Annotated in this window: 27 protein-coding genes; 19 read left to right on the forward strand and 8 right to left on the reverse strand. The window is 46.0% G+C overall.

What is annotated here, in order from left to right:
* Positions 1 to 42: 42 nt before the first annotated feature.
* Entirely contained in the window at positions 43 to 1668 is a 1626-nt protein-coding gene (locus ABGV42_RS20170) for an ABC-F family ATP-binding cassette domain-containing protein (protein WP_347383410.1), read from the forward strand.
* 109 nt (positions 1669 to 1777) lie between these two features.
* Here the strand turns inward: ABGV42_RS20170 and ABGV42_RS20175 are convergent, their stop codons facing one another.
* Complete coding sequence (locus tag ABGV42_RS20175) at positions 1778 to 1966, reverse strand: hypothetical protein (RefSeq protein ID WP_095292429.1); 189 nt, start codon at positions 1964 to 1966, stop codon at positions 1778 to 1780.
* Positions 1967 to 2258: 292 nt separating this feature from the next.
* Between ABGV42_RS20175 and ABGV42_RS20180 the strand changes: the two genes are divergently transcribed.
* Positions 2259 to 3146, forward strand: a complete 888-nt coding sequence (locus tag ABGV42_RS20180; protein WP_347383411.1) for a cation diffusion facilitator family transporter — start codon at positions 2259 to 2261, stop codon at positions 3144 to 3146.
* A 92-nt stretch (positions 3147 to 3238) separates the two neighbouring features.
* On the opposite strand, the gene ABGV42_RS20185 is transcribed toward ABGV42_RS20180, so the two are convergent.
* Entirely contained in the window at positions 3239 to 3706 is a 468-nt protein-coding gene (locus tag ABGV42_RS20185; RefSeq protein ID WP_347383412.1) for a hypothetical protein, read from the reverse strand.
* Positions 3707 to 4114: 408 nt separating this feature from the next.
* Positions 4115 to 4279 carry a DUF1328 domain-containing protein gene (locus ABGV42_RS20190; RefSeq protein WP_017692264.1) on the reverse strand — a complete coding sequence of 55 codons (165 nt, stop codon included), beginning with the start codon at positions 4277 to 4279 and terminating at the stop codon, positions 4115 to 4117.
* Between the two features lie 217 nt (positions 4280 to 4496).
* On the opposite strand from ABGV42_RS20190, the gene ABGV42_RS20195 reads away from it, so the two are divergent.
* The 11 genes from ABGV42_RS20195 (at position 4497) to ABGV42_RS20245 (ending at position 16736) form a co-directional block, all read left to right on the forward strand.
* Entirely contained in the window at positions 4497 to 5009 is a 513-nt protein-coding gene (locus ABGV42_RS20195) for a DUF948 domain-containing protein (RefSeq protein WP_347383413.1), read from the forward strand.
* A 71-nt stretch (positions 5010 to 5080) separates the two neighbouring features.
* Positions 5081 to 5614, forward strand: coding sequence for a hypothetical protein (locus tag ABGV42_RS20200; protein WP_347383414.1), 534 nt, complete (start codon positions 5081 to 5083; stop codon positions 5612 to 5614).
* A 102-nt stretch (positions 5615 to 5716) separates the two neighbouring features.
* Complete coding sequence (locus ABGV42_RS20205; RefSeq protein WP_110821724.1) at positions 5717 to 6061, forward strand: general stress protein; 345 nt, start codon at positions 5717 to 5719, stop codon at positions 6059 to 6061.
* Positions 6062 to 6395: 334 nt separating this feature from the next.
* Positions 6396 to 7565 carry a PP2C family protein-serine/threonine phosphatase gene (locus tag ABGV42_RS20210; protein ID WP_347383415.1) on the forward strand — a complete coding sequence of 390 codons (1170 nt, stop codon included), beginning with the start codon at positions 6396 to 6398 and terminating at the stop codon, positions 7563 to 7565.
* Positions 7562 to 11281 (forward strand): response regulator, encoded by a 3720-nt coding sequence (locus ABGV42_RS20215; protein ID WP_347383416.1) that lies wholly within the window; start codon positions 7562 to 7564, stop codon positions 11279 to 11281. Before ABGV42_RS20210 ends, ABGV42_RS20215 begins: the two co-directional genes overlap by 4 nt.
* Before the next feature lie 71 nt (positions 11282 to 11352).
* Positions 11353 to 12225, forward strand: coding sequence for a CheR family methyltransferase (locus tag ABGV42_RS20220; RefSeq protein WP_127539871.1), 873 nt, complete (start codon positions 11353 to 11355; stop codon positions 12223 to 12225).
* Between the two features lie 16 nt (positions 12226 to 12241).
* Positions 12242 to 13915 (forward strand): response regulator, encoded by a 1674-nt coding sequence (locus ABGV42_RS20225; protein WP_347383417.1) that lies wholly within the window; start codon positions 12242 to 12244, stop codon positions 13913 to 13915.
* A gap of 86 nt (positions 13916 to 14001) precedes the next feature.
* Entirely contained in the window at positions 14002 to 14340 is a 339-nt protein-coding gene (locus ABGV42_RS20230) for an STAS domain-containing protein (protein WP_347383418.1), read from the forward strand.
* Positions 14341 to 14358: 18 nt separating this feature from the next.
* Positions 14359 to 14811 (forward strand): anti-sigma B factor RsbW, encoded by a 453-nt coding sequence (gene rsbW, locus ABGV42_RS20235; RefSeq protein WP_347383419.1) that lies wholly within the window; start codon positions 14359 to 14361, stop codon positions 14809 to 14811.
* Positions 14808 to 15581, forward strand: coding sequence for a sigma-70 family RNA polymerase sigma factor (locus tag ABGV42_RS20240; RefSeq protein ID WP_095292462.1), 774 nt, complete (start codon positions 14808 to 14810; stop codon positions 15579 to 15581). The genes rsbW and ABGV42_RS20240 overlap by 4 nt, the downstream gene beginning before the upstream one ends.
* Before the next feature lie 147 nt (positions 15582 to 15728).
* Positions 15729 to 16736 carry a magnesium transporter CorA family protein gene (locus ABGV42_RS20245; protein ID WP_431523684.1) on the forward strand — a complete coding sequence of 336 codons (1008 nt, stop codon included), beginning with the start codon at positions 15729 to 15731 and terminating at the stop codon, positions 16734 to 16736.
* Between the two features lie 11 nt (positions 16737 to 16747).
* Here the strand turns inward: ABGV42_RS20245 and ABGV42_RS20250 are convergent, their stop codons facing one another.
* The 4 genes from ABGV42_RS20250 to ABGV42_RS20265 all read right to left on the reverse strand — a co-directional run bounded on the left by ABGV42_RS20250 (position 16748) and on the right by ABGV42_RS20265 (position 18744).
* A complete protein-coding gene (locus tag ABGV42_RS20250; protein ID WP_347383421.1) occupies positions 16748 to 17113 on the reverse strand; it encodes a DUF5665 domain-containing protein in 366 nt (121 codons plus the stop codon).
* A gap of 78 nt (positions 17114 to 17191) precedes the next feature.
* A complete protein-coding gene (locus ABGV42_RS20255; RefSeq protein WP_239304938.1) occupies positions 17192 to 17599 on the reverse strand; it encodes a YtxH domain-containing protein in 408 nt (135 codons plus the stop codon).
* A 63-nt stretch (positions 17600 to 17662) separates the two neighbouring features.
* A complete protein-coding gene (locus ABGV42_RS20260; protein ID WP_347383422.1) occupies positions 17663 to 17920 on the reverse strand; it encodes a GlsB/YeaQ/YmgE family stress response membrane protein in 258 nt (85 codons plus the stop codon).
* 128 nt (positions 17921 to 18048) lie between these two features.
* Complete coding sequence (locus ABGV42_RS20265; protein ID WP_347383423.1) at positions 18049 to 18744, reverse strand: phosphatase PAP2 family protein; 696 nt, start codon at positions 18742 to 18744, stop codon at positions 18049 to 18051.
* Positions 18745 to 18923: 179 nt separating this feature from the next.
* On the opposite strand from ABGV42_RS20265, the gene ABGV42_RS20270 reads away from it, so the two are divergent.
* Together ABGV42_RS20270 and ABGV42_RS20275 are read left to right on the forward strand one after the other, a co-directional pair.
* The gene (locus ABGV42_RS20270) at positions 18924 to 19943 is read left to right on the forward strand and encodes an asparaginase (RefSeq protein ID WP_347383424.1); all 1020 of its coding nucleotides are present in this window, start codon (positions 18924 to 18926) and stop codon (positions 19941 to 19943) included.
* Positions 19944 to 20085: 142 nt separating this feature from the next.
* On the forward strand, positions 20086 to 20811 hold the full coding sequence (locus tag ABGV42_RS20275; RefSeq protein ID WP_347383425.1) for a pirin family protein: 726 nt from the start codon (positions 20086 to 20088) through the stop codon (positions 20809 to 20811).
* A 135-nt stretch (positions 20812 to 20946) separates the two neighbouring features.
* Here ABGV42_RS20275 and ABGV42_RS20280 read toward each other — a convergent pair whose 3' ends face one another.
* On the reverse strand, positions 20947 to 21171 hold the full coding sequence (locus ABGV42_RS20280; protein WP_347383426.1) for a DUF1128 domain-containing protein: 225 nt from the start codon (positions 21169 to 21171) through the stop codon (positions 20947 to 20949).
* Positions 21172 to 21327: 156 nt separating this feature from the next.
* Here ABGV42_RS20280 and yyaC point away from each other — a divergent pair, with 156 nt between their 5' ends.
* From yyaC to ABGV42_RS20300, 4 genes are all read left to right on the forward strand, one after another.
* Positions 21328 to 21870: a spore protease YyaC gene (gene yyaC / locus ABGV42_RS20285; RefSeq protein WP_347383427.1), complete on the forward strand. Its 543-nt coding sequence runs from the start codon at positions 21328 to 21330 to the stop codon at positions 21868 to 21870.
* Between the two features lie 119 nt (positions 21871 to 21989).
* A complete protein-coding gene (locus ABGV42_RS20290) occupies positions 21990 to 22784 on the forward strand; it encodes an alpha/beta fold hydrolase (RefSeq protein WP_347383428.1) in 795 nt (264 codons plus the stop codon).
* A gap of 211 nt (positions 22785 to 22995) precedes the next feature.
* The gene (locus ABGV42_RS20295) at positions 22996 to 23685 is read left to right on the forward strand and encodes a DUF6483 family protein (protein WP_347383429.1); all 690 of its coding nucleotides are present in this window, start codon (positions 22996 to 22998) and stop codon (positions 23683 to 23685) included.
* A 111-nt stretch (positions 23686 to 23796) separates the two neighbouring features.
* Positions 23797 to 25071 (forward strand): class I SAM-dependent methyltransferase, encoded by a 1275-nt coding sequence (locus ABGV42_RS20300; RefSeq protein WP_347383430.1) that lies wholly within the window; start codon positions 23797 to 23799, stop codon positions 25069 to 25071.
* Positions 25072 to 25171: the final 100 nt, after the last annotated feature.

Raw genomic sequence — 25171 nt, forward strand, 5'->3', positions numbered from 1 at the left:
GAATGCAGTAGCAGATTATTAAAATAAAGGATGGTATGCTTAATGATTAGTACAAGCGGCATCACGCTCCGCTACGGAAAACGTGCACTTTTTGAAGATGTAAATATCAAATTCACGCCAGGCAACTGTTATGGCCTGATCGGCGCCAACGGAGCCGGCAAATCAACATTCCTGAAAATTTTGTCCGGTGAAATTGAAGCAAACTCGGGAGAGGTGCACATCACCCCGGGCGAACGTATGGCCGTTTTGAAGCAAAACCACTTTGAATATGATGAGTACCCGGTTCTCGAAACCGTAATTATGGGTCACAGCCGTCTCTACTCCATCATGAAAGAGAAGGATGCGCTGTATGCCAAAGCGGACTTTACAGAAGAAGATGGTCTGCGTGCAGGTGAGCTTGAAGGTGAATTCGCCGAGCTGAATGGCTGGGATGCTGAGCCGGATGCAGCGGCACTCCTGATCGGTCTCGGTATCGATCGTGATATGCATGAGAAGAAGATGACCGAGCTGAGCGGTAACGAGAAAGTTCGTGTCTTGCTGGCACAGGCATTGTTTGGTCGTCCAAACAACCTGCTGCTCGATGAGCCTACCAACCACTTGGATCTTGAATCCATTCAATGGCTCGAGAACTTCCTGATGGACTATGAAGGTACAGTTATTGTTGTATCCCATGACCGTCACTTCTTGAATAAAGTATGTACGCACATTGCAGATATCGATTTCGGTAAAATCCAGCTGTACGTAGGTAACTATGACTTCTGGTACGAGTCCAGCCAATTGGCGCTCGCTTTGCAGCGTGATGCTAACAAGAAAAAAGAAGAAAAGATTAAAGAGCTGCAAGCCTTTATCCAACGCTTCTCGGCCAATGCGTCTAAATCGAAGCAAGCCACTTCGCGTAAGAAGCAGCTCGATAAAATTACGCTGGATGACCTTCGTCCTTCAAACCGTAAATACCCGTTCATTAACTTCAAACCTGAGCGTGAGGCAGGCAAGCAATTGTTGACTGTTGACCGTGTAAGCAAATCGGTTGAAGGCGAGAACATGCTTAATGATATCAGCTTCGTGGTAAACAAAGGAGATAAAATTGCTTTTGTTGGACCTAACGGGAATGCTAAATCTCTTCTGTTTGATGTTCTAATGGGAGAAGCGGAAGCAGAAAGCGGCGAATATACTTGGGGGGTAACGACAACCCAGGCGTACTTCCCGAAAGATAACTCCAAATACTTCGACGGCGTAGAGATGAATCTGGTGGAATGGTTGCGCCAGTATTCCAAAGATCAGGATGAAACGTATCTGCGTGGGTTCCTGGGCCGCATGCTGTTCTCCGGTGAAGAAGCGCTCAAAAAGGCGAGTGTATTGTCCGGGGGAGAGAAAGTGCGCTGTATGCTGGCGAAAATGATGCAAACCGGTGCGAACGTACTCATTCTGGATGAGCCAACGAACCACTTGGATCTCGAATCCATCACGGCACTGAATAATGGTCTGATCGATTTCGACGGCACCATGCTGTTCACTTCCCATGACCATCAGTTCATCCAAACGATTGCCAACCGGATTATCGAAATTACGCCAAATGGCATTATTGATCGCCAAATGAGCTATGATGAATATCTGGAAAGTGACGAAATTAAAGAGCTGCGTAACAAAATGTATCCAGTTGAAGCTTAAATTAAATAGAATGATGGGGTTCTGAACTCCATGATAATAAAAAAGAACCGCAATCCCTGTTGAAGGAGGTTGCGGTTCTTTGTCTTGCATAAGCAGATCCGAGATTTCTCTAGGATCCACCTGTACGGCGGCGCTGATTGTTGGGCTTTTTATTGTTTTGGCTCTTCATCGCTTTGGGTCCGCCTTCAAAATAGGCACTGGATTGGTTACCAGAGTTCGCCTGTTGTTTCTTCTGCGCCAGTTTCTGGCGTATGGCATCCTGCAAACTGATTTTTTTCGGTTCAGTGTTTTCGCTCATCATTGTTTCCCTCCCGGTCTTACAGTTAAGCCGTCCGAATTGGACGGGATGTACCTATTTTATACGTTTTGCAAAAGCCCCACAAGGGCAACATGATAATAAGCAGGGATCTTTCACTTTTTGACTGGGCCAACTTTTTTTCTCTAAGCCTACAGCCATGCAGCTTGGCAACTTTGTTTCGGCTTCCCTACAGCCATGCAACTTGGCAACACTGTTTCTATAGACCCACAAGGGTGGCATTTGGTACCATGGAAAAACCGTAATACGAAACGTAAAAGGAGTGTCGCCCGGTTTGAACGCTTATGAAGAAATACGTAAAGGGGAGCGGGGGGCTTGGGTCAGCATCGCAGCCTATCTGATCTTATCCGCCTTTAAGCTAATCTGTGGATATTTATTCGCTTCCAGCGCATTGCTGGCAGATGGTTTTAATAACCTTACGGATATTGTTGCTTCGGTTGCCGTATTGATTGGACTTCGGATTTCCCAGAAACCGCCCGATTCAGATCATGCTTATGGGCATTTCAGAGCCGAGACCGTTGCTGCTTTGATTGCTTCCTTCATTATGGCCATGGTTGGACTTCAGGTATTAGTTGAAGCAGTACGTTCATGGTATGAGGGGGACTTCGCAGCACCTAACCTGTGGTCTGCAGCTGTGGCTGGGATCTGTGCGGTGGTTATGCTGGGCGTATACCGATATAATCATCGCTTGGCTCTGCAGATTAACAATCAGGCCCTTATGGCTGCGGCCAAGGACAATCGGTCAGATGCCTGGGTGAGTATCGGAGCCGCGGTCGGCATTGTGGGTGCCCAATTTGGATTACCGTGGTTGGACAAGGTAGCTGCAATTGCTGTAGGGCTTCTGATTTGCAAAACGGCCTGGGAAATATTCCGTGATTCTACGCATCGCTTAACTGACGGATTCGATCAAGATCAATTAACTGATCTTAGATCATCTGTAGCCCGGGTTCCTGGAGTGGAAATGATCAAGGACGTCAAGGCACGTGTACATGGGAGTCATGTCCTTGTGGATGTAGTCATTGAAGTGGATGGCGGGCTTAGTTTAATTGAAGGTCATCAGATCTGTGACCAAGTGGAGGAACGACTGAAGCGGTCGCACAATATTATGCATGTTCACGTTCACGTTGAGCCGAGAATGGAAGATTTGGCAGAACATACATGAATGATCAGAGGAAGATAGTTGTTTTTCATAAAAAGAGGACAGTCGCTATGAGCGCTGTCCTCTTTACTTATGTTTAGAACGATTATACGATACTATTGAATGGCAACGTGGATCCAGGCTTTGCCTTTCCAAGTGTAAACTTGCACCCATTCGCCGCCATCGAAACCGTCTACAACTTCACCCGTTGTATCGATAACTTGGGCACCCAGTGCACCGATTGGTTTGCCGTTAGGTGCATCGTAGAACCAAGTGCGCTCCAGAAGGTTGAGCAGCATGGTAGGTACAAGAACCTCGTCACCTGGTTTTACAACAGGCTCGTCAAAGATTTTGTCATCATCCGTGCCATAAGTTGCGCCGGTAACCGTCTCTGCTGTACCTTCAACTGTTTCTACAACCGGTTTGTTCACTTCAACAGCCGGTGTTGTTTCAGGAGTTGTTGTTGTTGCCTCTGTTGCTGTCTCTGGAGTTACTGTTCCAGTAACCGCTTCCTCAGCACCGGCAGCAGCAGCCATTGAACCCATCAAAGTCAAAGCAGCGGCAAAACTTACGATTTTTTTCATTTGTTTTCCTCCTCGAGTTAGGTATGTAATTTGTTGTTCTGTGTTAAAAGTAACCAAGCAACCACACTTATGAATCAATATTTTAACAATATTTTCTTTAATTCTCCTGAGTCAACCGGAGCAATTGTGGGTATAAGGGAAGCTTGTAAATATCAGACTTCAGTGGGAGAAAACCGGGCTGACTATGTAAAAAAAGTCCTGTTTGTTGGATAAATAACCGGTTTGAAACGAAATGCGGATGGAATAGGGAAGAAAGGAGTGTAATACATAATAATTAGATGGGGGACCTTGTGCCCTGAGACAATCGATGCAAAAGAGGCGGACGCATAACAAAAGCCTAACGGCTTTTGCAAGCACGCTAGGCTTTTGTATGTAATCTGATGAAGATTTGATCAAGAGAAACTTGATTCATCGCATTCGGCTGCGTCCGGTAATCAGGGAGATTACAAACAATACAACAAAGATGAAGAAGAGGACTTTGGCAATGGAAGCAGCTGCCTCAACAATACCGAAAAATCCGAAAATCCCTGCAACAAGTGCAATAATCAGAAATAGTACAGACCATTTCAACATGAGTATTCATCCTTTCGTTTTAGGAATATGGGTCAGCGATGTTCATTCCGCCGCCGTGTGTAGTTGTTCTTTAACCTAGGGATTTTGCAATGAAACATCCATACATTTCCCAAAAACAGGAAAGGTTAAAGTTCGTTCTAATTTTGTTTCGCGTCTGAAATGGTCGGGTAACTATAGCAATAACAAAACGATGTATATGAGAAAGCGAGGTTCTTCTATGATCTATCAAATTAGTGTTGCCTTGATTGCGGTGGCGTTTGCTGTGCTGGTTTTCTTTTTGATTCGTACATTGAAATCTGCTCAGGGCTCATTGGACAACGTGTCCAAGACACTCCAGGAAGTTCAGAAAACGATTGATGAACTGAGTTATGAAGTAAAACAGACGGTAAGGCATGCCAATGATATTACAGTTGATGTGCAGCACAAAATGAAACAAATCGATCCTGTAATGGAATCGGTACAGAATTTGGGTGAGGTTTTGAATGAGGTGACCGAGGCTGCCAAACAGGTATCCACTACGATGATCGCTAAATTTCAAACCAAACGTAACCATCAAGAAAAGCAAAACAAACGTGCAGAGGTAGCCAAAGTACAGACAACGCCTGCTACATCTACGGATCGAACCCTGCAAAGTTATCAGGCTACATATAATGATGCACCAAAGGGTGGTAAAAACTGGGTGAAGTACATTGATCTGGCGGCAAATGTTTGGCAACGTATGCGTAAATAACATGACCGCTGTGTAATCCTGAGTGTCTATCAGAGCGGTGATGAACTGAACTTGATGAAAGGGTGAGAATCATGATGAAACTACTGCTTGTTATGTTTAGCGTAATTTCTCCCTTTTCCGTTCAACCGGCAGCAGTACCTGCTGCTCAAGATATGCAATGGACGGTAGTGGAAGAAGAAGTGCCAGAGGTCAATCTGGCTGCTGATCGATCCGGACCGGTTCGGCATTTTCAGACTCTGAATGGCATTTCTCTGGAGGACAGCAAAGGTCATATTTTAGCAGAGAAGGGTCAGCCCCTTCATAAAAAAGCAGATCCATATCTGGGTTGTCCCGAATATGAGTTTGCGGATGTCAAGGTTGGACTCTGTGATGATACCGGAGAGATCCAGTATATCCACATTGATGGAACCGAGGATCGGTTGAAACTCAATCAGCAGTGGATTGACATGAATGTTGAATCCATCCGCCAAGTTTTGGGTGAGCCTTATGTGGTGGCTGAAGATGGAGAAGTATATCTGCGGGGTAATCAGGCCATTAAGGTTTATATCAAGCCCGGTTCCGAGCAGATTGATGGAATCGATCTTTTTGAGGATCATCTCCAGTAGAGGAGAAATGGTTTCTTATTAAAGAAGCGTTTCAAACCTATAGGGCAAGGTTATATATTAGAAGTAGCTCGAAAAGAAGATTATCAGAGGAGAGTGGAGACGATGAATTCAACCAATGCGCAAGCTTATGCAAAAGTGGTAGAAAACGGAGTTCAAGCGGTAGAAGCGGTGAAAGAACTGCAGCATACCGGTTACCTTGCTGATCACATCTTCGTTCTGGCCCACGAGAAGGATCGTACGGATCGAATTGCCGATACAGCCGATGCCAAGGAAATAGGTATCAAGGAAGAAGGCGTATTCGACTCCATGGCGAATTTGTTCCGATCACGTGGTGATGAACTCCGGGCCAAAATTGTATCGATGGGCTTTACAGAAGCTGAGGCAGACTTTTACGAGAGTGAACTCGATAAAGGCAAAGTGCTTGTTATTGCCAAGAAGAAGGATTAATTGGTTCAAATGGTAACTGAAGCATCCTGAACAGGACGAGCTTCAGGTTCAAAAACATAGATAAGGAATGGGGATATCCCCATTCCTTATCTATGTTTTTGCGAGTTTGGAAGCGGGATCAGAACGCAGCAAAAACAGGGCGGCGAGCAGGTGTTTTTTCCTGTGGTGGTGCCATTTACTGATAGAAGTTTTTTGCTTTTACGATTATAGTTATAGTAGGAAATATTATGTCTACCGCTGTATTGATCGCGAAAAATGTATTTTTTGGGTTGTTACATGACTTGATAAAAATCGACAAACCCGGAACGGAACGCCACAGATAAGGGAGATAGAAATGAAAATACTTATTGTTGACGACAATCCGACGAATGTCATTATTATTCGAGAAATTCTGAAAAAAGAGAACTATCGTGACATTTTAACGGCAAGTTCAGCCATGGAAATGTTTGAAGTATTGGGGATAGGGGAGGAAAACAACGAACTTCGTCCCAGACCGTCGGATATTGACCTGATTTTGCTAGATATGATGATGCCGGAAATGGATGGGATCGAAGCCTGTAGTATTGTGCAGAAATTCGAAAATCTGAAGGATATTCCTATTATTATGGTTACAGCAATCGGTGACTCCAAGAAACTTGCCGAAGCATTGGATGCGGGAGCGTCAGATTATGTAACCAAACCGATTAACAAGGTGGAGCTGATGGCTCGAATTCGGCTGGCTCTCCGTTTGAAGCAGGAGAAGGACTGGCATAAGGAACGCGACCAACGCATTCAGGATGAGCTTAAGCTGGCTGCTATGGTGCAGAATGCAGTATTAAGTCCGGCAATTGAAGAGCCGTTGTTCCATGTGAATGCCATCTATAAACCTTCTTTTGAACTGGCAGGAGATCTCTACTCATGGTATCCGCTTGGTGAAGGCCGCTATGGCGTATTGCTGCTGGATATGATGGGGCACGGTATTTCTTCTTCTTTATTTACCATGTTTATTGCTTCGGTATTGAAGGATACGGTTACGACGTACGTAGATCCCGAAAAGGTGATTCAGGAGCTGAACCGTCGCTTTAACCAGCTGCATCTGGAGAAGCAGCTGGTACAGTACTACTTTACAGCGATATACCTGGTGATAGATACCCGAATGAAGCGCATTGATTATGTCAACGCGGGGCATCCGCCGGCACTGTTTTTCCAGGAAGATGGAAGTGTAACGACATTTGATTCTGTATGTTGTCCGGTAGGTTTGTTCGACAAGATGGATATTGAACCACAGACCATCCACTATAAGGGTGACGGGCATATTGCACTTTATACCGATGGTCTGCTTGAGGCCGTTCAAGGAGATCAGGAAGAGCAACTGGACTTCCTCAAAGAACAACTGAAGGGCTCACATGAATGGAATGAAGCTCACATGCAGGCACTGTTCTTTGATGACGAGATTCCCCAAGAGCGAGATGATGATAAATGCTTGGTGTGGATTACATTAAATAAAGGGGCGGAAGCTGAATGAAGATCAGGAATAAACTGCTGATTGGCTTTACTGCTCTTATGGCTATTTTGCTTGTGCTTACGTTTGTGAGTTACGAGCGCATGAATAGTGCCAACGAACAGATCGATCAGATGTATCAGGATCGTTATCTAAAGGTTAGGAACACCTCATCTGTACGTGGAGAGGTCAATGATATAGGCAAACTGCTGACTAACTTGTTGCTTAACCCGAACAATTCGATTAGTGCCGCCGATGGACAACTCAAGGAAATGGAAGAACGGGGAGAAGGATACCTTAAGGAAGTACGTGAACGTGCAGATAGCGCAGGTGAACATCAATTGGTTGACCGTGTAGATGAAGCTTGGGAAGCGTATGGCACGTACTCATCAAGACAGCTGAGCCTCTTATCCCAAGGTCGCCTAGAAGATGCCAATAACTACCGTAATTCAACAGGGCTCGCTGTACAGCAGGAAGCTGTCGATAGTTTAAATTCACTCTCCCGTTTTCAGGATCAGGAGATTGATGCGGAAATCAAACAGGCGAACGAGGAATTCAACCGTGCTGTTCAGATCACCGTAGGCATCATGGTTGCTGGTCTTCTGCTTGCCCTTGGTGTGATCCTGTGGGTACTTCCAAGCATAACACGAGGGTTGAATACGGTGTCTATGATGATTACAAGCTTCGGCAAAGGTCGATATCGTACCATCAGACGTATTCAGGTCAAGTCCACGGACGAGATCGGGCAAATTGCCAGTGTTTTCAAAGATGTATCTGCTGATCTGGAAGAAAAACTGGAAATTGAGAAAGCTTATATGCAGGCACAACAGGATCAGAACTGGATGAGCTCCAACATAGCCAGAGTGCCTGAACTGCTGCGCGGCATTGGTTCAATTCGTCAGATATCGCAAATGTTTATCAGCGAGTTTACTCCGGTACTTGGAGCACAGCTCGGCGTGGCATACTTGATTGATGAAGAGAAACACCCCGATGAATTGAGACGATATGGGGCATACGCCTTTGAAGAGAATGAGGCCATTGGTAAGGAAGTATACCGTGTCGGTGAAGGGTTAATTGGCCAGGTGGCTCTTGATATGAAACCGATTATTCTTGAAAATACACCTGAAGATTATGTGCACATTGGTTCGGCTTCAGGCTCTACTCGTGCGACCAGCATCATGATTTATCCTGTCGTTTTTGAAGATGAACTCATTGGCGTTGTCGAATTGGCTTCTTTTGAAGGTTTTAATGATCTGCATAAACAGTTATTCTCTCAGCTCATCATGAACCTGGGGGTTATTCTCAATAACGTTCGCCGCCGTCTGCGCGTAGAGGAGCTGCTGCGTGAATCCCAGGCCCTCACAGAGGAACTTCAGGTGCAGTCGGAGGAACTGCAGACACAGCAGGAAGAACTGCGTCGTTCCAATGAAAATCTGGAAGAACAGACAGGAGCCCTGAAACGCTCCGAAGAACTGCTGCAGCGTCAGCAGGAAGAGCTTGAGCATTTTAATACCGAGCTGATTGCCAAGACTCGTGCACTTGAAGAGCAGGTTCGTGAAGTCGAAGAGAAAAATGACGAAATTGAGAAAACGAAAACGCAACTGGAACAGCAAGCTATGCAGCTGTCGATGACCAGCAAATACAAATCCGAATTCCTGGCGAATATGTCGCATGAACTTCGGACACCGCTCAACAGTCTGCTGATCCTGTCACAATTATTGTCTGAGAACAAGGAAGGTAATCTGAGCAGCAAACAGCAGGAATACGCTCAGACAATCTACATGTCCGGTGCAGACTTGCTTAAAATGATTGATGAAATTTTGGACCTTTCCAAAGTAGACGCAGGAAAAATGGATATCAATTATGAGACGGTTCGAATGGATGAGCTGACTGCTTTTGTGGAACAAAACTTTGGGCCCATGGCGAACAAAAAAGAATTGGATCTAAATATTGAATTCGACAGCAATCTCCCTGAATGGGTGTATACGGACAGCCATCGAGTGAAGCAAATCTTGCGCAACTTGCTGTCAAACGCCTTCAAATTTACCAATCGGGGATCGGTAAGCATTATCGGACGGAAAATGAAACCGGAAGAACTTCCGGGTTATCTGAATACCAATCAGGAATATGTCGGATTTACCGTGAAAGATACAGGCATAGGAATACCTTCAGACAAAACAGATCTGATCTTCGAAGCCTTCCAGCAAGTCGATGGAACAACCAGTCGCAAATACGGCGGTACCGGACTGGGGTTATCCATTAGTCGTGAACTGGCACGTTTACTCGGTGGTGCGATTCACGTCGAGTCATCTGAAGGTGTGGGCAGCTCGTTTACGTTATACCTTCCAGACAATCATGACGAAGCGGCTCCGGAGGACGAAGGCGTTACCCAGGCTGCCGCATCTGCAGAGTATGATTCGTCTGCAAGGCAGTCCAGAGCTTTGCGTTCGAGCAGACAAACCGTGATTGCTCCTGACCCTGATAGCACATCCCTTATGAAAATGCCGGCAACCGACTCGGCTGTATCCGTACATGTAGAGGATGATCAGGAAAATCTACTCGAGGGTGACAAAATTCTGCTCATTATTGAGGATGACGTGAATTTCGCCCATATTTTGATGGATATGGCGAGAGGAAGAGGATTTAAGGCGATTGTGGCGACTCAAGGGGACAAGGGACTCGAAATGGCCCGTCAATATTTGCCAGATGCGATTATTCTCGACATTCAGCTGCCGGTAATGGACGGCTGGGCGATTCTTGGCGAACTGAAGAGCAGCTCGGCAACTCGCCATATACCGGTACATGTTATTTCCGTGATTGATGATATGAAGCAAGGATTGATGATGGGGGCCATTGCCTACCTAAAAAAACCTTCCAGCAAGGATTCGCTGGATAAAGCTTTCTCGCATATCGAATCCTATACGGAGAATCAGTTGAAACGTCTGCTAATTGTGGAAGATGATGAAGTACAACGCAAAGCAATTATTGAACTCATTGGGCACGATGATGTTGCCATAACCGCCGTGTCAACAGGCGGCGAAGCCTTAACTGAACTCCATAGCCAAAGATATGATTGCATGGTGCTGGATCTGATGTTGACAGACATGACCGGATTCGAATTGCTTGACCAGATCAGGGATGATGAATATCTGAACGATCTGCCGATTATCATCTACACAGGTAAAGAGCTGGATAGCAAGGAAGAAATGAAGCTGCGCAAATATGCAGAGTCCATCATTATCAAAGACGTGAAATCACCTGAGCGTCTGTTGGATGAGACAACCTTGTTCCTTCACCGGGTAGAAGCTAACCTACCGGAAGACAAGCGTAGAATATTGCAGAAGCTTCATAACAAGGAAACTTTGTTTGAGGGCAAGAAAATACTGCTTGTGGATGATGATATCCGGAATGTATTTGCCCTTTCGAGTGTGCTCGAAGGTTACCGAATGGATGTTACGTTCGCCGAAAACGGGCGTGAAGCTCTTGAAATCTTGGATAAGAACCCGGAAATCGACCTTGTGTTAATGGATATGATGATGCCGGAAATGGATGGATACGAGGCAATGACACGTATTCGGCAGATTCCGAGATTTGAGAAATTGCCAATTATTGCACTGACGGCCAAAGCCATGAAAGATGATCGGGGTAAATGTATTGAAGCTGGTGCATCCGATTATGTGAAAAAACCGATTCAAACAGATCAATTGTTATCATTAATGCGCGTGTGGCTGTATTCGTAACCCGATAGTTTGGGTAATGAACAACAATACATCAATTACGCAAGTAACAAATGAAGAAGTGGAGAGAATCTATGACACCGTGGGAACCTACCGAGGCTGATGAACAATCGGTCCGCATGCCGCAAGATGAAGAACGCGAATTGATTGAGATTGAGTTGTTATTGGAAGGTATGCACCGTTTATATGGATATGACTTTAGAAATTACGCATTGCCCTCTTTGAGACGAAGAATCTGGCATTATGCACATTCGGAAGGTCTTAAGACGATATCCGGGCTTCAGGAAAAGGTTTTGCATGAACGTTCAGCATTCGAACGATTTGTACAGAACCTGTCCATTCCTGTGACGGAAATGTTTCGTGATCCTGCGCTCTTCCGGACATTCCGCGAAAAGATCATACCTGTGTTAAGGACATATCCTTATATTCGGATTTGGCACGCAGGTTGCTCCACGGGTGAAGAAGTGTATTCCATGGCGATTATGCTGCATGAGGAAGGTCTGTATGACAAGGCACGGATCTATGCCACCGATATGAATGACCGCTCTTTGCAGCAGGCCAAGGAAGGCGTATATGGCATTGAAAAGATGAAATTATACACCACAAACTATTTGGAGGCAGGGGGGACCAGAGCCTTCTCCGAATACTATACAGCGAAGTATAACTCCGTGATGTTTCATCCATATTTGCGGAAAAACATTATTTTTGCGGAGCATAATTTGGCAACAGACCGGTCGTTTAACGAATTTAACGTTATCTTTTGCCGCAACGTAATGATTTATTTCAATGATGAACTAAGGAATCATGTGCATGGGCTATTTCATGAGAGCTTGAGCCACTTTGGCATCCTTGTTCTGGGATCCAAGGAATCGATCCATTTCACAGAATTCAGCGATGCGTACGAGCCGTTAGACCGGACGGAAAAAATATACCGGAAGATCAAATAGGGGGTTAGGGTTAGCCATGGGGCTCAATGAACCAATCCATATATTACTGGTAGATGACCGCCCCGAGAATCTGCTTGCTCTCGAAGCAGTTTTGGAATCGGAACAGTATAAACTCGTCAAGGCAACTTCTGGAGAAGAGGCACTTCGCTGCTTGCTTAAAGACGAATTTGCGGTCATTGTGCTTGATGTGCAGATGCCTGGAATGGACGGAATTGAGACAGCGAAGTTAATTAAAGCGCGTGATAAATCAAAGGATGTACCGATTATCTTTATCTCTGCCAACAGCAGGGAAGCAGAGCATTTATTTGCCGGATATTCGGCAGGTGCCATCGATTACATGGTGAAGCCGTTTATTCCTCAAATTTTAAAATCCAAAATAGAGGGTTTTGTCGAAATGTTCATTACGAACAAACGGCTGAAAACTCAAACCATGCTGCTTCATCAGAAAACGCAGGAACTCGAAAAAATGAATCAGCAGCTGATTCAGGCGAAAGAGGAAGCGGAAATCGCAGCCAATGCCAAAACCGAATTTCTGGCGATGATGAGTCATGAAATTCGTACACCGATGAACGGTGTTATCGGTATGGTTGATTTGCTGATGGAGACGGAATTGAAGGATGACCAGAAGGAATATATTGATATCGTGAGAAAGAGTGCAGATGCACTTGTCACGGTTATTAACGATATTCTTGATTTCACCAAGATGGAATCCGGGAAAATGGAGCTGGAGGAGCATCCTTTTGAACTCGTAACTTGTATTAGAGAAGTATTGGGCCTGTTTGCTGTGGAAGCGGGCAAAAAGAATTTGGAGCTGGACTACTTCCTTGAGGATTCCGTCCCTGGCTTGGTTTACGGAGATATGGCTAGACTGCGTCAGGTCTTGATGAATTTGATTGCCAATGCCATCAAGTTCACAGACCAGGGTGGAGTCTATCTGATCGTATCCGTTAACGAAGAAAAAGACGGTAGAATGACCCTGGAATTTGCAGTGAAGGATACAGGCATAGGAATATCGTCAGACAAAGCAGATCGCCTGTTCCAGCCATTTTCTCAGCTGGATACATCGATGACACGCAAGTACGGTGGAACCGGCCTGGGACTTGCCATTTGCCGGACGTTAGTGGAAATGATGGGCGGGAGCATTCATCTGGATACGAGCGAAAAGCGTGGTGCTACCTTTGTCTTCACCATTCAGGTTCAACGCTATGTGGAGACGGAGCTGTTAATCGGGAATGGAGAAGAACAGGCGGAGAATATGGAACGTTATGAAAAGCAGCCTTCCGTATTGATTGTCGATGATCACCCCATTAACCAGAAATTGATGGCGATTATGCTGAGCAAGCTGGGCTTCATTTCAGATACCGCAGAAGATGGACAGAAGGCGCTGGATATGGTTCTAGAGAACCCAGGCTATGATTATATATTTATGGATTTGCAAATGCCGGTTATGGACGGTTTGGAATGTACACGTAAAATTCGGGAAAGTCTGCCCAAGGATAAGCAACCTATTGTTTTGGCAATGACTGCAAATGTAATGGAGGGCATCCAGCAGCGCTGCTTGGCTGCGGGGATGGATGATTACATCAGCAAACCTGTTAAGATGGGCAGTGTGAAGCAGAAGTTGTCGCGATTTCAGGAAGAGCGACAGAGCTACAAATCATCTTCATCTGCCATGAATCGAGCCAATTGAAATAATTCCTAATTTTGTTTTTGTTTCATCTGGGCTCAAGTTGGGTTATTAGGTAAGGAAACCATTGATCAGGAGAGAGATGTCTAATGAATACAAATAAAAATGAAAAATTCAATGCAAAGACCGAAACACAAAACGGCGTGTGCACGGTATATCTTACTGGCGAACTGGATTTGTCGGTAGCTCCTGAATTTCGTTTGGTCATGGAGGCGCTTGTGGACAACAAGGAGCAAGATTTGATTATTAACATGAAGGACCTGAAGTACATCGATAGCACAGGGATTGGAATCCTGTTATCTGTTCTGAAGGCACGGCATGGAATGGAAGCACGCTTTGAAGTACAAGAAGTTCCTGCACAGATTCAGAAGCTTTTTGATATGACGGGTATTGCCAAATTCTTTGTCTCACAGAAGAATTCCCAATAGGAAAGGATCGAAAAAGGAATGAATGCAGAAGTTCAAAGAGTCACCCTTAACTTACCGGCGACAGCTGATTACGTGGATATTGTAAGACTGAATCTTTATGGTGTAGCGTCCAAAATGGGATTTTCTTATGAGGACATCGAGGATATGAAAGTTGCTGTATCTGAGGCCTGTAACAACTCTGTACTGTATGCCTACTCACACGAAGGCGGCATGGTTGAGGTTGTATTTGAAGTGGACAGTGAAACGCTGGCTATTACAGTCAAGGATGAAGGTGCAAGCTTCGAAAACGTCAACCCGGCAGTATCTCGCGCTGGTCTTCATGACAAAGAGCTGAGCGATGCCCAAATCGGGGGACTTGGATTTTATCTGATGCAAGCTCTAATGGATGATGTCAGTGTGGAAAGTGAGACGGGCAAAGGTACGAAGGTTGTACTCGTAAAACGTCTTGCAAGAAGTGAGGAGAAAGTATGAACGAAAAAGTGACTCCCCCAGAGTCCATGTCTGAATCCGTAGGTTTGATCTGGGAATATCAGCAGACCAAGGATAACGAAATTGCAACAGTTCTTATCCGCAAATATGAACCGATGGTGAAGATGGCAGCAGGTAAGATTGCCCGGAATCGTCCGGATCTGTACGAAGATTTGTATCAGACTGGCCAAATGGCTCTGATTCGTCTTCTGCAGCAGTACGATATTAACTTGGGCATCCCGTTTGAACCTTATGCCATGAAAAGCATGATCGGTCATATGAAGAACTACCTTCGGGACAAATCATGGTATATTCAGGTACCACGACGAATCAAGGAAAAAGGCGCACTTGTTCAGCATGCCATTGATGAATTGACGGTGAAGTTTGAACGCTCACCAAGTGTGGATGAGATTGCTGAATACCTTGACCTGACTCCAGAGGAAACCATTGAAGTGTTAGCTGGTCGTGAATGTTACCACTACGTTTCACTTGATTCCCCTTTATCTCAGGATGAGAGTGCAGCAACGCTTGGTGAACTGATCAGTGCAGACGTAAACGACTTTGATTCAGTGGAGAAGCGGATGGACTTGCAGCAGGCATTGGGACAGTTGAAGGAACAGGAGCAGAAGGTGCTGATTTTGGCCTTCCAGGATGGTCAGTCTCAACGGGCAATAGCTCAGAAACTCGGCGTATCCCAGATGAGTGTTTCCCGAATTCAGAAAAGAGCTACTGAAAAATTGAAACAGATCATGTCAAATGCTTCAATGCTATGAGATGTGAATCCCGGATGTTGTTAAGTACGGCCTAAAGAAGGACACGTGATTCCACTGGAATACATACGTGTCCTTTTTTGAAATTTGTTTTAGATATCTGTTTAATATGAATCCAGGAGTGGTGTTGTGACTGTGGATCGGGTCAAGCTGGTAGCCAGGCGAGACAAATTGTCATTTTCGGAGCAGTGGGATTGGTTGGACTGGATGGCAGCAGAAGATGAGGATATGGCTGAAGTAATTGAGGGGCTTATTGAAGAGTTCCCTGAGATGCAATACTTCCTTCGTAAGATGCCAGAGGTTCATTCCAATTACCTGTCTGTACGATATTTAAACGGGACAGATCCCGTTATATTTGGTTCACTTCTATATGCAGTCAAGAATGAGAAAGATAGTGCACGTAAGGATAATCAGTTGTTTTTCTATGTCGACCAAAATAGTCTGGTGACGATAAATTTGGATGACAACACGAGAGGAATCATGAATACGGGAGAACGCTCTGCGATGCTGCAACAGTGTAAAACAGCTCGGGACGGGATGTTTGTTTTATTTAGAGCCATATTGCACTACTACCATGTGGGTATGGACCAGTTTGAGATGCATTTGCGTGAACTGGAACGGAAGATGGAATCGCGTAATGCGCGTACACTAATGGACCAAATTCTTGAAGCCCGGTTTGAACTTTTGTATTGGAGCAACCTGTTCATACCTTATTCTGAATTAATGGCTGCAGCTCGTGAGGCCTATCTGGATGATATAGAGAACAGTCGCTTCTTCAAGCAACTGCAGCACCGGATAGAGCGTATGGAGCGCTTGTTTCAGCATTATGAGAAAGAAATTGACACACTCATTTCTATAGATAATGCGACTTCCGGTGTGCGTGGTAACGAGATTATGAAGACACTTACCATCGTTACTTCCGTATGTACGCCCGCAACGGCTGCCGGTGCAATCTGGGGAATGAACTTTGAAAACCTACCCTTGATTGACAAGACATGGGGGGTCGTATTGGTCATCGCACTCATCCTCGCCAGCATGGCTAGCATGTATGTATGGATGATGATGAAAGGCTGGACAGGAGATCTGTTAAAGTTGAAGCCCACGAAGCAACCGGCTGATGACCCCGGGAAACGAGGCAGATCCGTGCGGAAGGAATAATTGTTCTTAAACTAGCTCTTGTAATCCTCGATATATCCAAGCAGATCAGCAATGTACTGTCCCACAATCGGCATGTTCACAAATTGACTGAGTATAAGACCTAAGAGACCAAGGACAACAAAGGTTCCCAGGGTAAGTCCAAGTCCTCTCGCCATGCCAGCCGTAAAATTGGTGATGATGCGTTTTTTGGGATTGGTGTAATTCTCGATAATATCCTTGATCTGTGCCTTTTCCAAACTGTCTGCCAGCTGATCCAGGCGTGTATTCAGCTTTTTGACTTCATGGCGCAATTCAAAAGGATGCTCCGCTGTGTCATACTGCTGTGATGGTTTGTTTCCAGTAACGGGGGTATTTCCGTTTAATGTGACTTTGCTCATGTCAGTCCTCCTCATATTACATTGGATGAAAAATAGCCAGCTGAAACTCAGCTGGCTATTGACCGTTCGCTCAAGCCTCTACAGGCTGGTCGAATTCAGCTCTTTTCGTGCATCTTCCTTCGCTTCCTCGGAAGCGGAAGCAACTTCGCTGGTCGCTTTGGATGCTTCATCAGCCACATCTGCGGAAGCCTTTCTTACCGAATCCATTACGTCGTTACGGCCTTGGTTCACTGTTTTTGCGATATCGGAAGTTTTAGTAGAAACCGTTTTGGCCAGTTCGGTAGCTTTGTCACTGACAACGGCTGCAACTTCCTTGGTGCGATCGGTAACCATACCAACCTTCTCGGAAAGGTCACCGCGAAGTTCGCGTCCTGGTTTAGGTGCGAAGAGCAATGCTGCTGCTGCCCCCAGCAAGCCACCGATGAAAATACCTTTTGCGAAAGTCGAACCACTTTGTACAGGATATTGATCTTCTGCTTTATTCATGTCAAATCACTCCTTTTTCAAATTAAGAAACGAATATGAAACAACGAACACCTTGTTGACCGATCAGGCAGCCTGTCTGAACAATCTGGACACAAGCCCCAGCAAAAAGACAAAGAGTGCTGTACCAATGATCGCAGGGATCACGGCGAAGTTACCGACAATGGGTCCCCAGTTACCAAGCAACAGTGCACCCAGCCAGGCTCCCACGAATCCGGCAACCATCGCACCGATGATGCCACCCGGCATGTTATGACCGGCTAGTGCATCTCCGATGAGGCCGATGATAACTGCCAATATGATGCTGAGAATAATGCCCCACATAACAACCGCCTCCTTTACACTTGATGCAGGATGTTGTCTGTTCGCGTTTGCTTACTTCGTATATAAACGTCGTGCATCAAGCTGAAACAACGAAGCAGATATGGGCACCCTGGAATTTAAAGAAAAATTCAAATCATTCGTTTGATTGCACCAATCATGCAGATAAGCCAGGCTAGTCCGGCAATGAATCCGGCAAATACGTCTGTAGGATAGTGTACACCGAGCATAATCCGGCTGATTCCGATGAGTCCAATAAATCCTATACCGCAGACCATAGGCAGAATGATGGAGCCGGAGCGCGTCTGTCTTTCGATCGCCCAGATAACAAAAAACATGCCGTAAAACCCCATGGAAATCATGGCGTGACCGCTCGGGAAGCTATATCCATGTACCACTAATAAATGTTCAAGTTCAGGCCGACTTCGGCGGAAAATTTCCTTCAACCCTGTGTTAAGCAGCCACATGACAGCAAAACTGCAAAGAACTACATAACCATAGATGGAGTATCGTGAATTGCGCTGTATAAAAAATAGGGCAGCAGCACAGACTGCGGCTAATGCTGAAATTTTGAAAGAACCGATTGCAGTAATGAAGGAAATGACAGGAAGAAGTGCAAGACGAGATTCGGAATGGAGATAAAACCAGTGTTGAATTCGGTCGTCCAATTGAATGATAAAATGAGTGCCCAGCCAGGCACCTAATATGGCCAGAACGATGACTAGAGCAGAACTGAACAGAATACCTACTCCACTCCAGACAAAAAGGGAGCGCCAGGATAAACGCGGGGAACTTCTAAATAAAGAGGAATTGCTTTCACGCAGCATAAATGATATCTCCTTCGATATAGGGTTGGTTAAACATTCCAGTTTGGTATAGGCTTACCCGAAAAACATGTCGAAAAAACTGAAAAAACATTGCATTTGTACTATAATTTAAAGATATCCCATGCGGCGTAATGACGCAAAGCAGAGATGAGACTGGGAGCATAAAGGAGAGAACTCGCATGGAGAGTGCGTTGTTAGTTAAAGAATATCGTGCAGGCGTGATGGAATGCGCCCACTTTGGACACATAAGCATCACGAATGAGAACGGAGATGTCGTTTATTCGGCGGGGAATCCGCATTTTAGAGCGTTTACCCGCTCATCTGCCAAGCCTTTTCAGGCTATTCCTGGCATTCGTGCTGGGATTGCAGCCCATTATGGGTTGACATCCCAAGAAATCGCGATCATGGCATCTTCACACCGTTCGGAACCAGAGCATATTAAAGTGCTGGAGCAATTATCGGCCAAACTCGGATTGGGAGAAGAATGCCTGATCTGCGCGGCGAGTTATCCGCTGAACGACGAAAGCCGGAATCAATGGCTGCGCGCACAGGGAGATAAACGAAGAATTTTGCATAATTGCTCGGGTAAACACCTCGGCATCCTGGGTTACAGTCAGATGAAACAATTCGATCTGGACAGCTATGCGGAGCGAGAACATCCGGTGCAGCTCGAAATTCTGGAAACGATGGCTTATATGGCTGGAATTGCTCAGAAGGAAATTGAACTTGGGACGGATGGCTGCGGCTTTCCGGTATTTTCGTTGCCTTTATCGGCGTTATCGAATGCATATCTTAAGCTGGCTTGCCCGGATTTAATCGAAGATGAACCAACACGCTCAGCGGTGACAACTATCACGTCTGCCATGAATGATCAGCCTCTTATGGTTGGCGGAACTGGACGGGTCGATTCCGTGCTTCTTGAAGACAGCAATATTGTTGCCAAAGGTGGCTTCAAGGGTGTATTCGGTTTTGCCTTGAAAAAGGAAAGACTTGGGATAACATTTAAGGTGCTCGACGGTTCTGAGGATGAATGGGCCTGGATTGCTAAATCGATCTTGGAGCAGATTGGATATTCCAATCGGACAACCATCGAACGATTGGCTAATGTTTTCCCTCCTGAAATTCGCAATGATGCCGGAAATATCGTTGGACATGCGGATTGTGAATTTGCGCTTCACTCACCTGAGGAAAGCGTATAACCTTAAGCTAGGGGCGTGATTAGAATCCCCGGACCCCGGGTAAAGATGAGATACCAACAGGTAGTCATCTAAGCATTCATATACACGCAAGGCCTGCTGTGAGATGTATGCAGCAGCTCTAAACCCTTGGAGGTGGATGAACATGATTAAAGTAGTGACATCGGAAGAAAGGCACACGTCGGATCGAGGTTGGATACACAGTGAGTTCAGCTTTTCTTTTGCAGATTATGACGATCCAAGCAATGCCCATTTTGGCTGCCTGCTGGCTCATAATGACAATAAGCTGATGCCGCAGGAAGGCTTTAAACGACATCCACATCATGACCTGGAAATTGTGAGTTACGTTATATCCGGTAAGCTTAAGCATACAGACAGCATGGGAACCGAACAGGTATTAGAGCCGGGAACGGTACAGGTGATGAGCGCTGGTACCGGTGTGGAACATTCGGAGACCAACCCGTCTGAGGATGAACCGGTACGTTTCCTGCAAATGTGGTTCCTGCCATCTCAGCGAATGCTGAAACCGTCGTATACGAATCGCCAATTCGACCCACAGGAACAGCTGAACCGGCTGTGCCCTGTTGTATCCGGACAGGGAGGGGAGAGTGCCGAAGGTGCACTTCCGATTTCCCAGGATGTGACCTGTTACCTGACCCGATTGGAGTCTGGTAAAAAAATCATGTATCCGCAGCATGAAGACAGACGCACACATCTTTTTCTGATCAGTGGTCATGTGGATATCACCTGTGCGGATGGTAACTTCCATCTGAAGCCAGGGGATGCTGCCCGTATTCGCAAAAGCTGTGATCTGCAAATTACGAGCACAGGGAGCGATATAGCAGAATTCGTACTGGTAGACTTGCCTTAGCTTGCTTTAATTAACTTGCTTTAAATGACAAGTCATGCCGAGTAAATAAGGGTATCAAAAAAGATAAAAAGGACCTGTTCTCCATTGGGTGGAGGCAGGTCCTTTTTATCTGCGTGTCATGAAGATGGGCTGAAACTAAGCTTTACGTAATTTTCCCAGTTCGGATGCAACAGCTTCCACTTCGGAAATACTCAGATGCTCTTTACCCAGTACCATCTCGTACAGATCATACAAATCCTCGTATTTGTCGAGGGGGAAAGCCGAAGCCTGCATGGCAGCACCGCTGGCCATCCGCAGCTTGGTTTTGATCGCTTCAATCATATATTCCATGTTGGCCGCATTCGGTTGTGTCAAATCCATCGTTATGTCCATCCCTTCCTTATCGGAAACTGTTGTCATTGTATCATGATTGGACAGGCACAGGCCAATATTTTGCGGGATTCCCCCTGTATCGGATAAAATGTAAAATACAATGCTTATTCACAATGAATCGTTACGTGTAAGGAGGGAAGAAGATTGGCAGCATACAAGCGTGAAATGATGCGCCACCAGAGTCGTGAAATCCCAAAAGGTGTGCCGGGAGAAGACCTGATATTATTTTTTAAACAAATCTATGAGCAGCATTCAACTGATGAAATAACCTTTGTATGCATTGGAACCGATCGTTCCTCGGGTGATGCACTTGGCCCTTTGACAGGAAGCCTTTTGGAAGAGCGCGGAGTGGGTCATGTTGTAGGGACGCTGTCAGATCCTTGCGATGCAGATACGATTGAGAAACGAATGTCTCAAATCCCGGCGCATCATGCCATTGTCGCCATTGATGCCTGTCTGGGCCCAAAACATGCAACGGGTACATATTATCTCTCGCATCATGCATTACATCCGGCACAATCCGTGGGGGGCAAGCTGCCGCCTGTTGGACAGTATAGTGTGGCAGCTGTAGTAAACGTTAATGGCCCCAGACCCTATTCCATTTTGCAGATGACGTCGCTAAACCTCGTCATGGGTATGTCCCGAACAATCGCTGATGCTGCGTTTGAGGCCTGGAAAATGAGATAAACGTTTCATTTATGGGATGAAAGCTTAATAATATACAACTTGAACAGCAAGAAGTTTGTTATATAAAATGAACCTATTCAATTCAATTCAATTCAAATCGCGCAGAGAGAGGGATTCATATGAAAAAAGTGATATGTGATGGAACGACGATTTGTTATGCCGAACAAGGCAAGGGCGAAGCACTGATTTTGCTTCACGGATACTGCGGCAGTTCGTCATATTGGGATGAAGTTGTGCCGGAACTTGCACGTCATTATCGCTGCATCGTACCCGATCTGCGTGGACACGGCAAGACTGACGCGCCTATGGGCGCATACACCATAGATCAAATGGGCAACGATGTTCTGCAATTAATGGATGAGCTGGATGTGGACAAGGCAGTCCTGCTCGGACACTCCATGGGAGGATATATTGCGCTTTCCATCGCTCAGCGCCATCCGGAGCGACTGAAGGCATTTGGTTTAATCCATTCCACTGCTTATCCGGATAGCGAAGAAGGCAAGGAAAAGCGGCTTCGTGCGGTATCGGCCATTCAGACGGATGGTATTGTGAGCTTTGTGGATGGACTGGTTCCGGGATTATTCGCTCCAGAACATGTGGAGCGGTTATCGGCAAAAGTATCACGTGTTAAGGAAATCGGGTACCAGACCGCACCTCAGGGTGCAGCGGGAGCCGCACTGGCTATGCGGGAACGTCCGGATCGCCGGGATGTTTTATCGGCCACACCGCTACCGGTTTTGCTGGTTGCAGGTGAAAAAGATTCCGTGATCCCGCCGGAACGCACGTTTACGAGTGATAAACCGCATATTGTCCAAGCGGTTATTGCCGGTGCGGGACACATGAGCATGTATGAAGCACCGGAACAATTGATTCAGGTCATTAAACAATTTATGAATGGTTTACCTGAAGCGTAAATCTCAGAATTAAATAACTTTACAAGTTGACTCCATCAGTTAACATCTAACCCTATCTTAAGAGCCCCTGCGATGTCTAAATAAGACGACAGGGGTTTCTTTGCATGATTGTAATCCTAGAGGAAGTCATGTTTTGGCTTTTTGATATGGCATGAATTAAACTAGGAACAATGGACGATGATCCGAATGAGCGAATGAGGGGGCATACTTGATGTTCAGAAAAGACTATCTGCTCCGTATGATTGAGGAGATGACCGAAGCGATAGGCAAAGCTTTGACACTGAGACAGCAGCGAAAACACACGGAGGCACTGTCGGAGCTGGACGAGCTGCTTCGTAGGCAGTTTGGCATGAATTTGTCCTTGCTGAACTCTCTGCCTGCCGAGGATGTCATTGAAATGTTTCGATTTCGCGGGGTTATTGAAGTGGACAATCTGCAGCAAGCCGCAAGGCTGATCGAAGAGGAAGCTTACATTTATGGCGAGAAGGCCGGAGTGGAAGGCATAGATGACCAGGAGAAACAGGATTCAGAGGATGAAGGACTAATCCGGTTAATGAAATCATTACACTTTTATTTATATGCCCTGAATCATGGTGCCAACCCGAAGCTGCTGGATGCACTGGAACGCGTGCAATCGATATTGGAACAAACGAAAGAATACGAACTTCCTGCCCGTACGGAAAAACAGCTCGCGCTATATCATGAACAACATGGGCGGTATGATTTGGCCGAAAACAGCTGGTACAGAGTCCTGCAGGTCGGCGAGGGGAATCTCGTGAATTATCGTGATGATGTGAAGGCCTTTTACGAACGATTGAGCAAGCTTGAAGATGGGCAACTCGAACAGGGGGGCCTGCCACGCGAAGAAGTGGAGGAAGGCCTCGCTGAACTCACCCGCTAAGTGGGTAACAAACCAGGGCACAAATGGAATAAGGCTTGTTAGGTGTCTTCACTTGGAGCGGCACCGGAATTGTGGTATGGTTACGGTTGACCAAACCAAATCGAAAGTGAGATGTACCCCGTGGATTCATTGCGAAAGCTTATACAAGACATCTTTGAACAGAATTCGCTGATTACAGCGACCTGGAGCCAGCTGCGCAGACGGGACAATGTCTCGTATACCAAAGTGCAAGTCAAGCCGGTAACGCTGAAGAATCAGCTGCATTATCAATTCGCATTTCATTATAACAACAAAGTGCTGCACGAGAATTTGACTCCGGCTGAAGCGATAGAACGCATGACTTTGCTATGCGAAGAGACGTTTCGTCAAGGGCTCCTCTGTACGACAGAGGCAGATTATCAAATTTTGATCAGCAAAAAATATAAAGTTTCCATTCTGACCAAATCTCCATCTAAGACGTCAGTAGACCTCTCGCATAACCGCAAGAAGCAATATGTGCTGGAAGAGGGAGTCCCTGTCTCGTTCCTGGTTGAACTGGGGATTATGAATGAAGAGGGCCGGGTATTGGCTCGCAAGTACGACAAGTTCAGACAGATCAATCGTTTCCTTGAAATGGTACAGGATGTCATTCCGTTTCTGCCTGAGGGACGTCCGCTTACCATCGTTGATTTTGGATGCGGCAAATCCTATCTGACTTTTGCCCTGTATCACTACTTGTCGGTACAACAGCGCAGATCGCTGAAGATCATTGGTCTTGATCTGAAGGCGGATGTCATTGAACATTGCAATGATCTCGCGAACAGACTGCACTACGGTGATCTGAAGTTCCTTGTTGGTGACATTGCAGACTATGACGAGCTGAACGAAGTGGATATGGTCGTGACACTGCATGCCTGTGATACGGCTACCGATGCTGCTCTGGAGAAGGCTGTTCGTTGGGGCGCTTCGGTGATTCTCTCCGTACCGTGCTGCCAGCATGAGTTGTTTGACCAGATTGAATCCCCGGTAATGAATCCATTGTTGTCCCATGGTATTCTGAAGGAACGCTTCTCCGCACTCGCGACAGATGCCATTCGTGCGAAGCTTCTGGACCTGATGGGTTACAAAACGCAACTGCTCGAATTTATCGATATGGAGCACACACCCAAAAATATTTTGATTCGTGCGGTACGTGGCCAGGCGGGTCAACCGGCTGATATGTGGAAGGAATACACGGAGTTCCGGGATTTCATACATGCGGATCCGTATTTGGAGCGAGCTTGTGCAGACCTGCTGCCGGGTGGTGCCAATCCAATTGAAACAGTAGAGGACGAAGTAACGGAAAGTGATGCAGATCGTTCAACCGGGAAATCGACAACCGGCGCAGACTCCTGTGAACACTGCTAAATGACGCAAAGCGTTAAACCGATAGGCGCGGGTGGTCTGCCATGTCCAGGAATGGACATACTGGTATGAGGGTCCCGCCATGGAAACGGATAATTAATTG

The organism is Paenibacillus pabuli (assembly GCF_039831995.1).
GTDB classification, from domain to species: domain Bacteria; phylum Bacillota; class Bacilli; order Paenibacillales; family Paenibacillaceae; genus Paenibacillus; species Paenibacillus pabuli_C.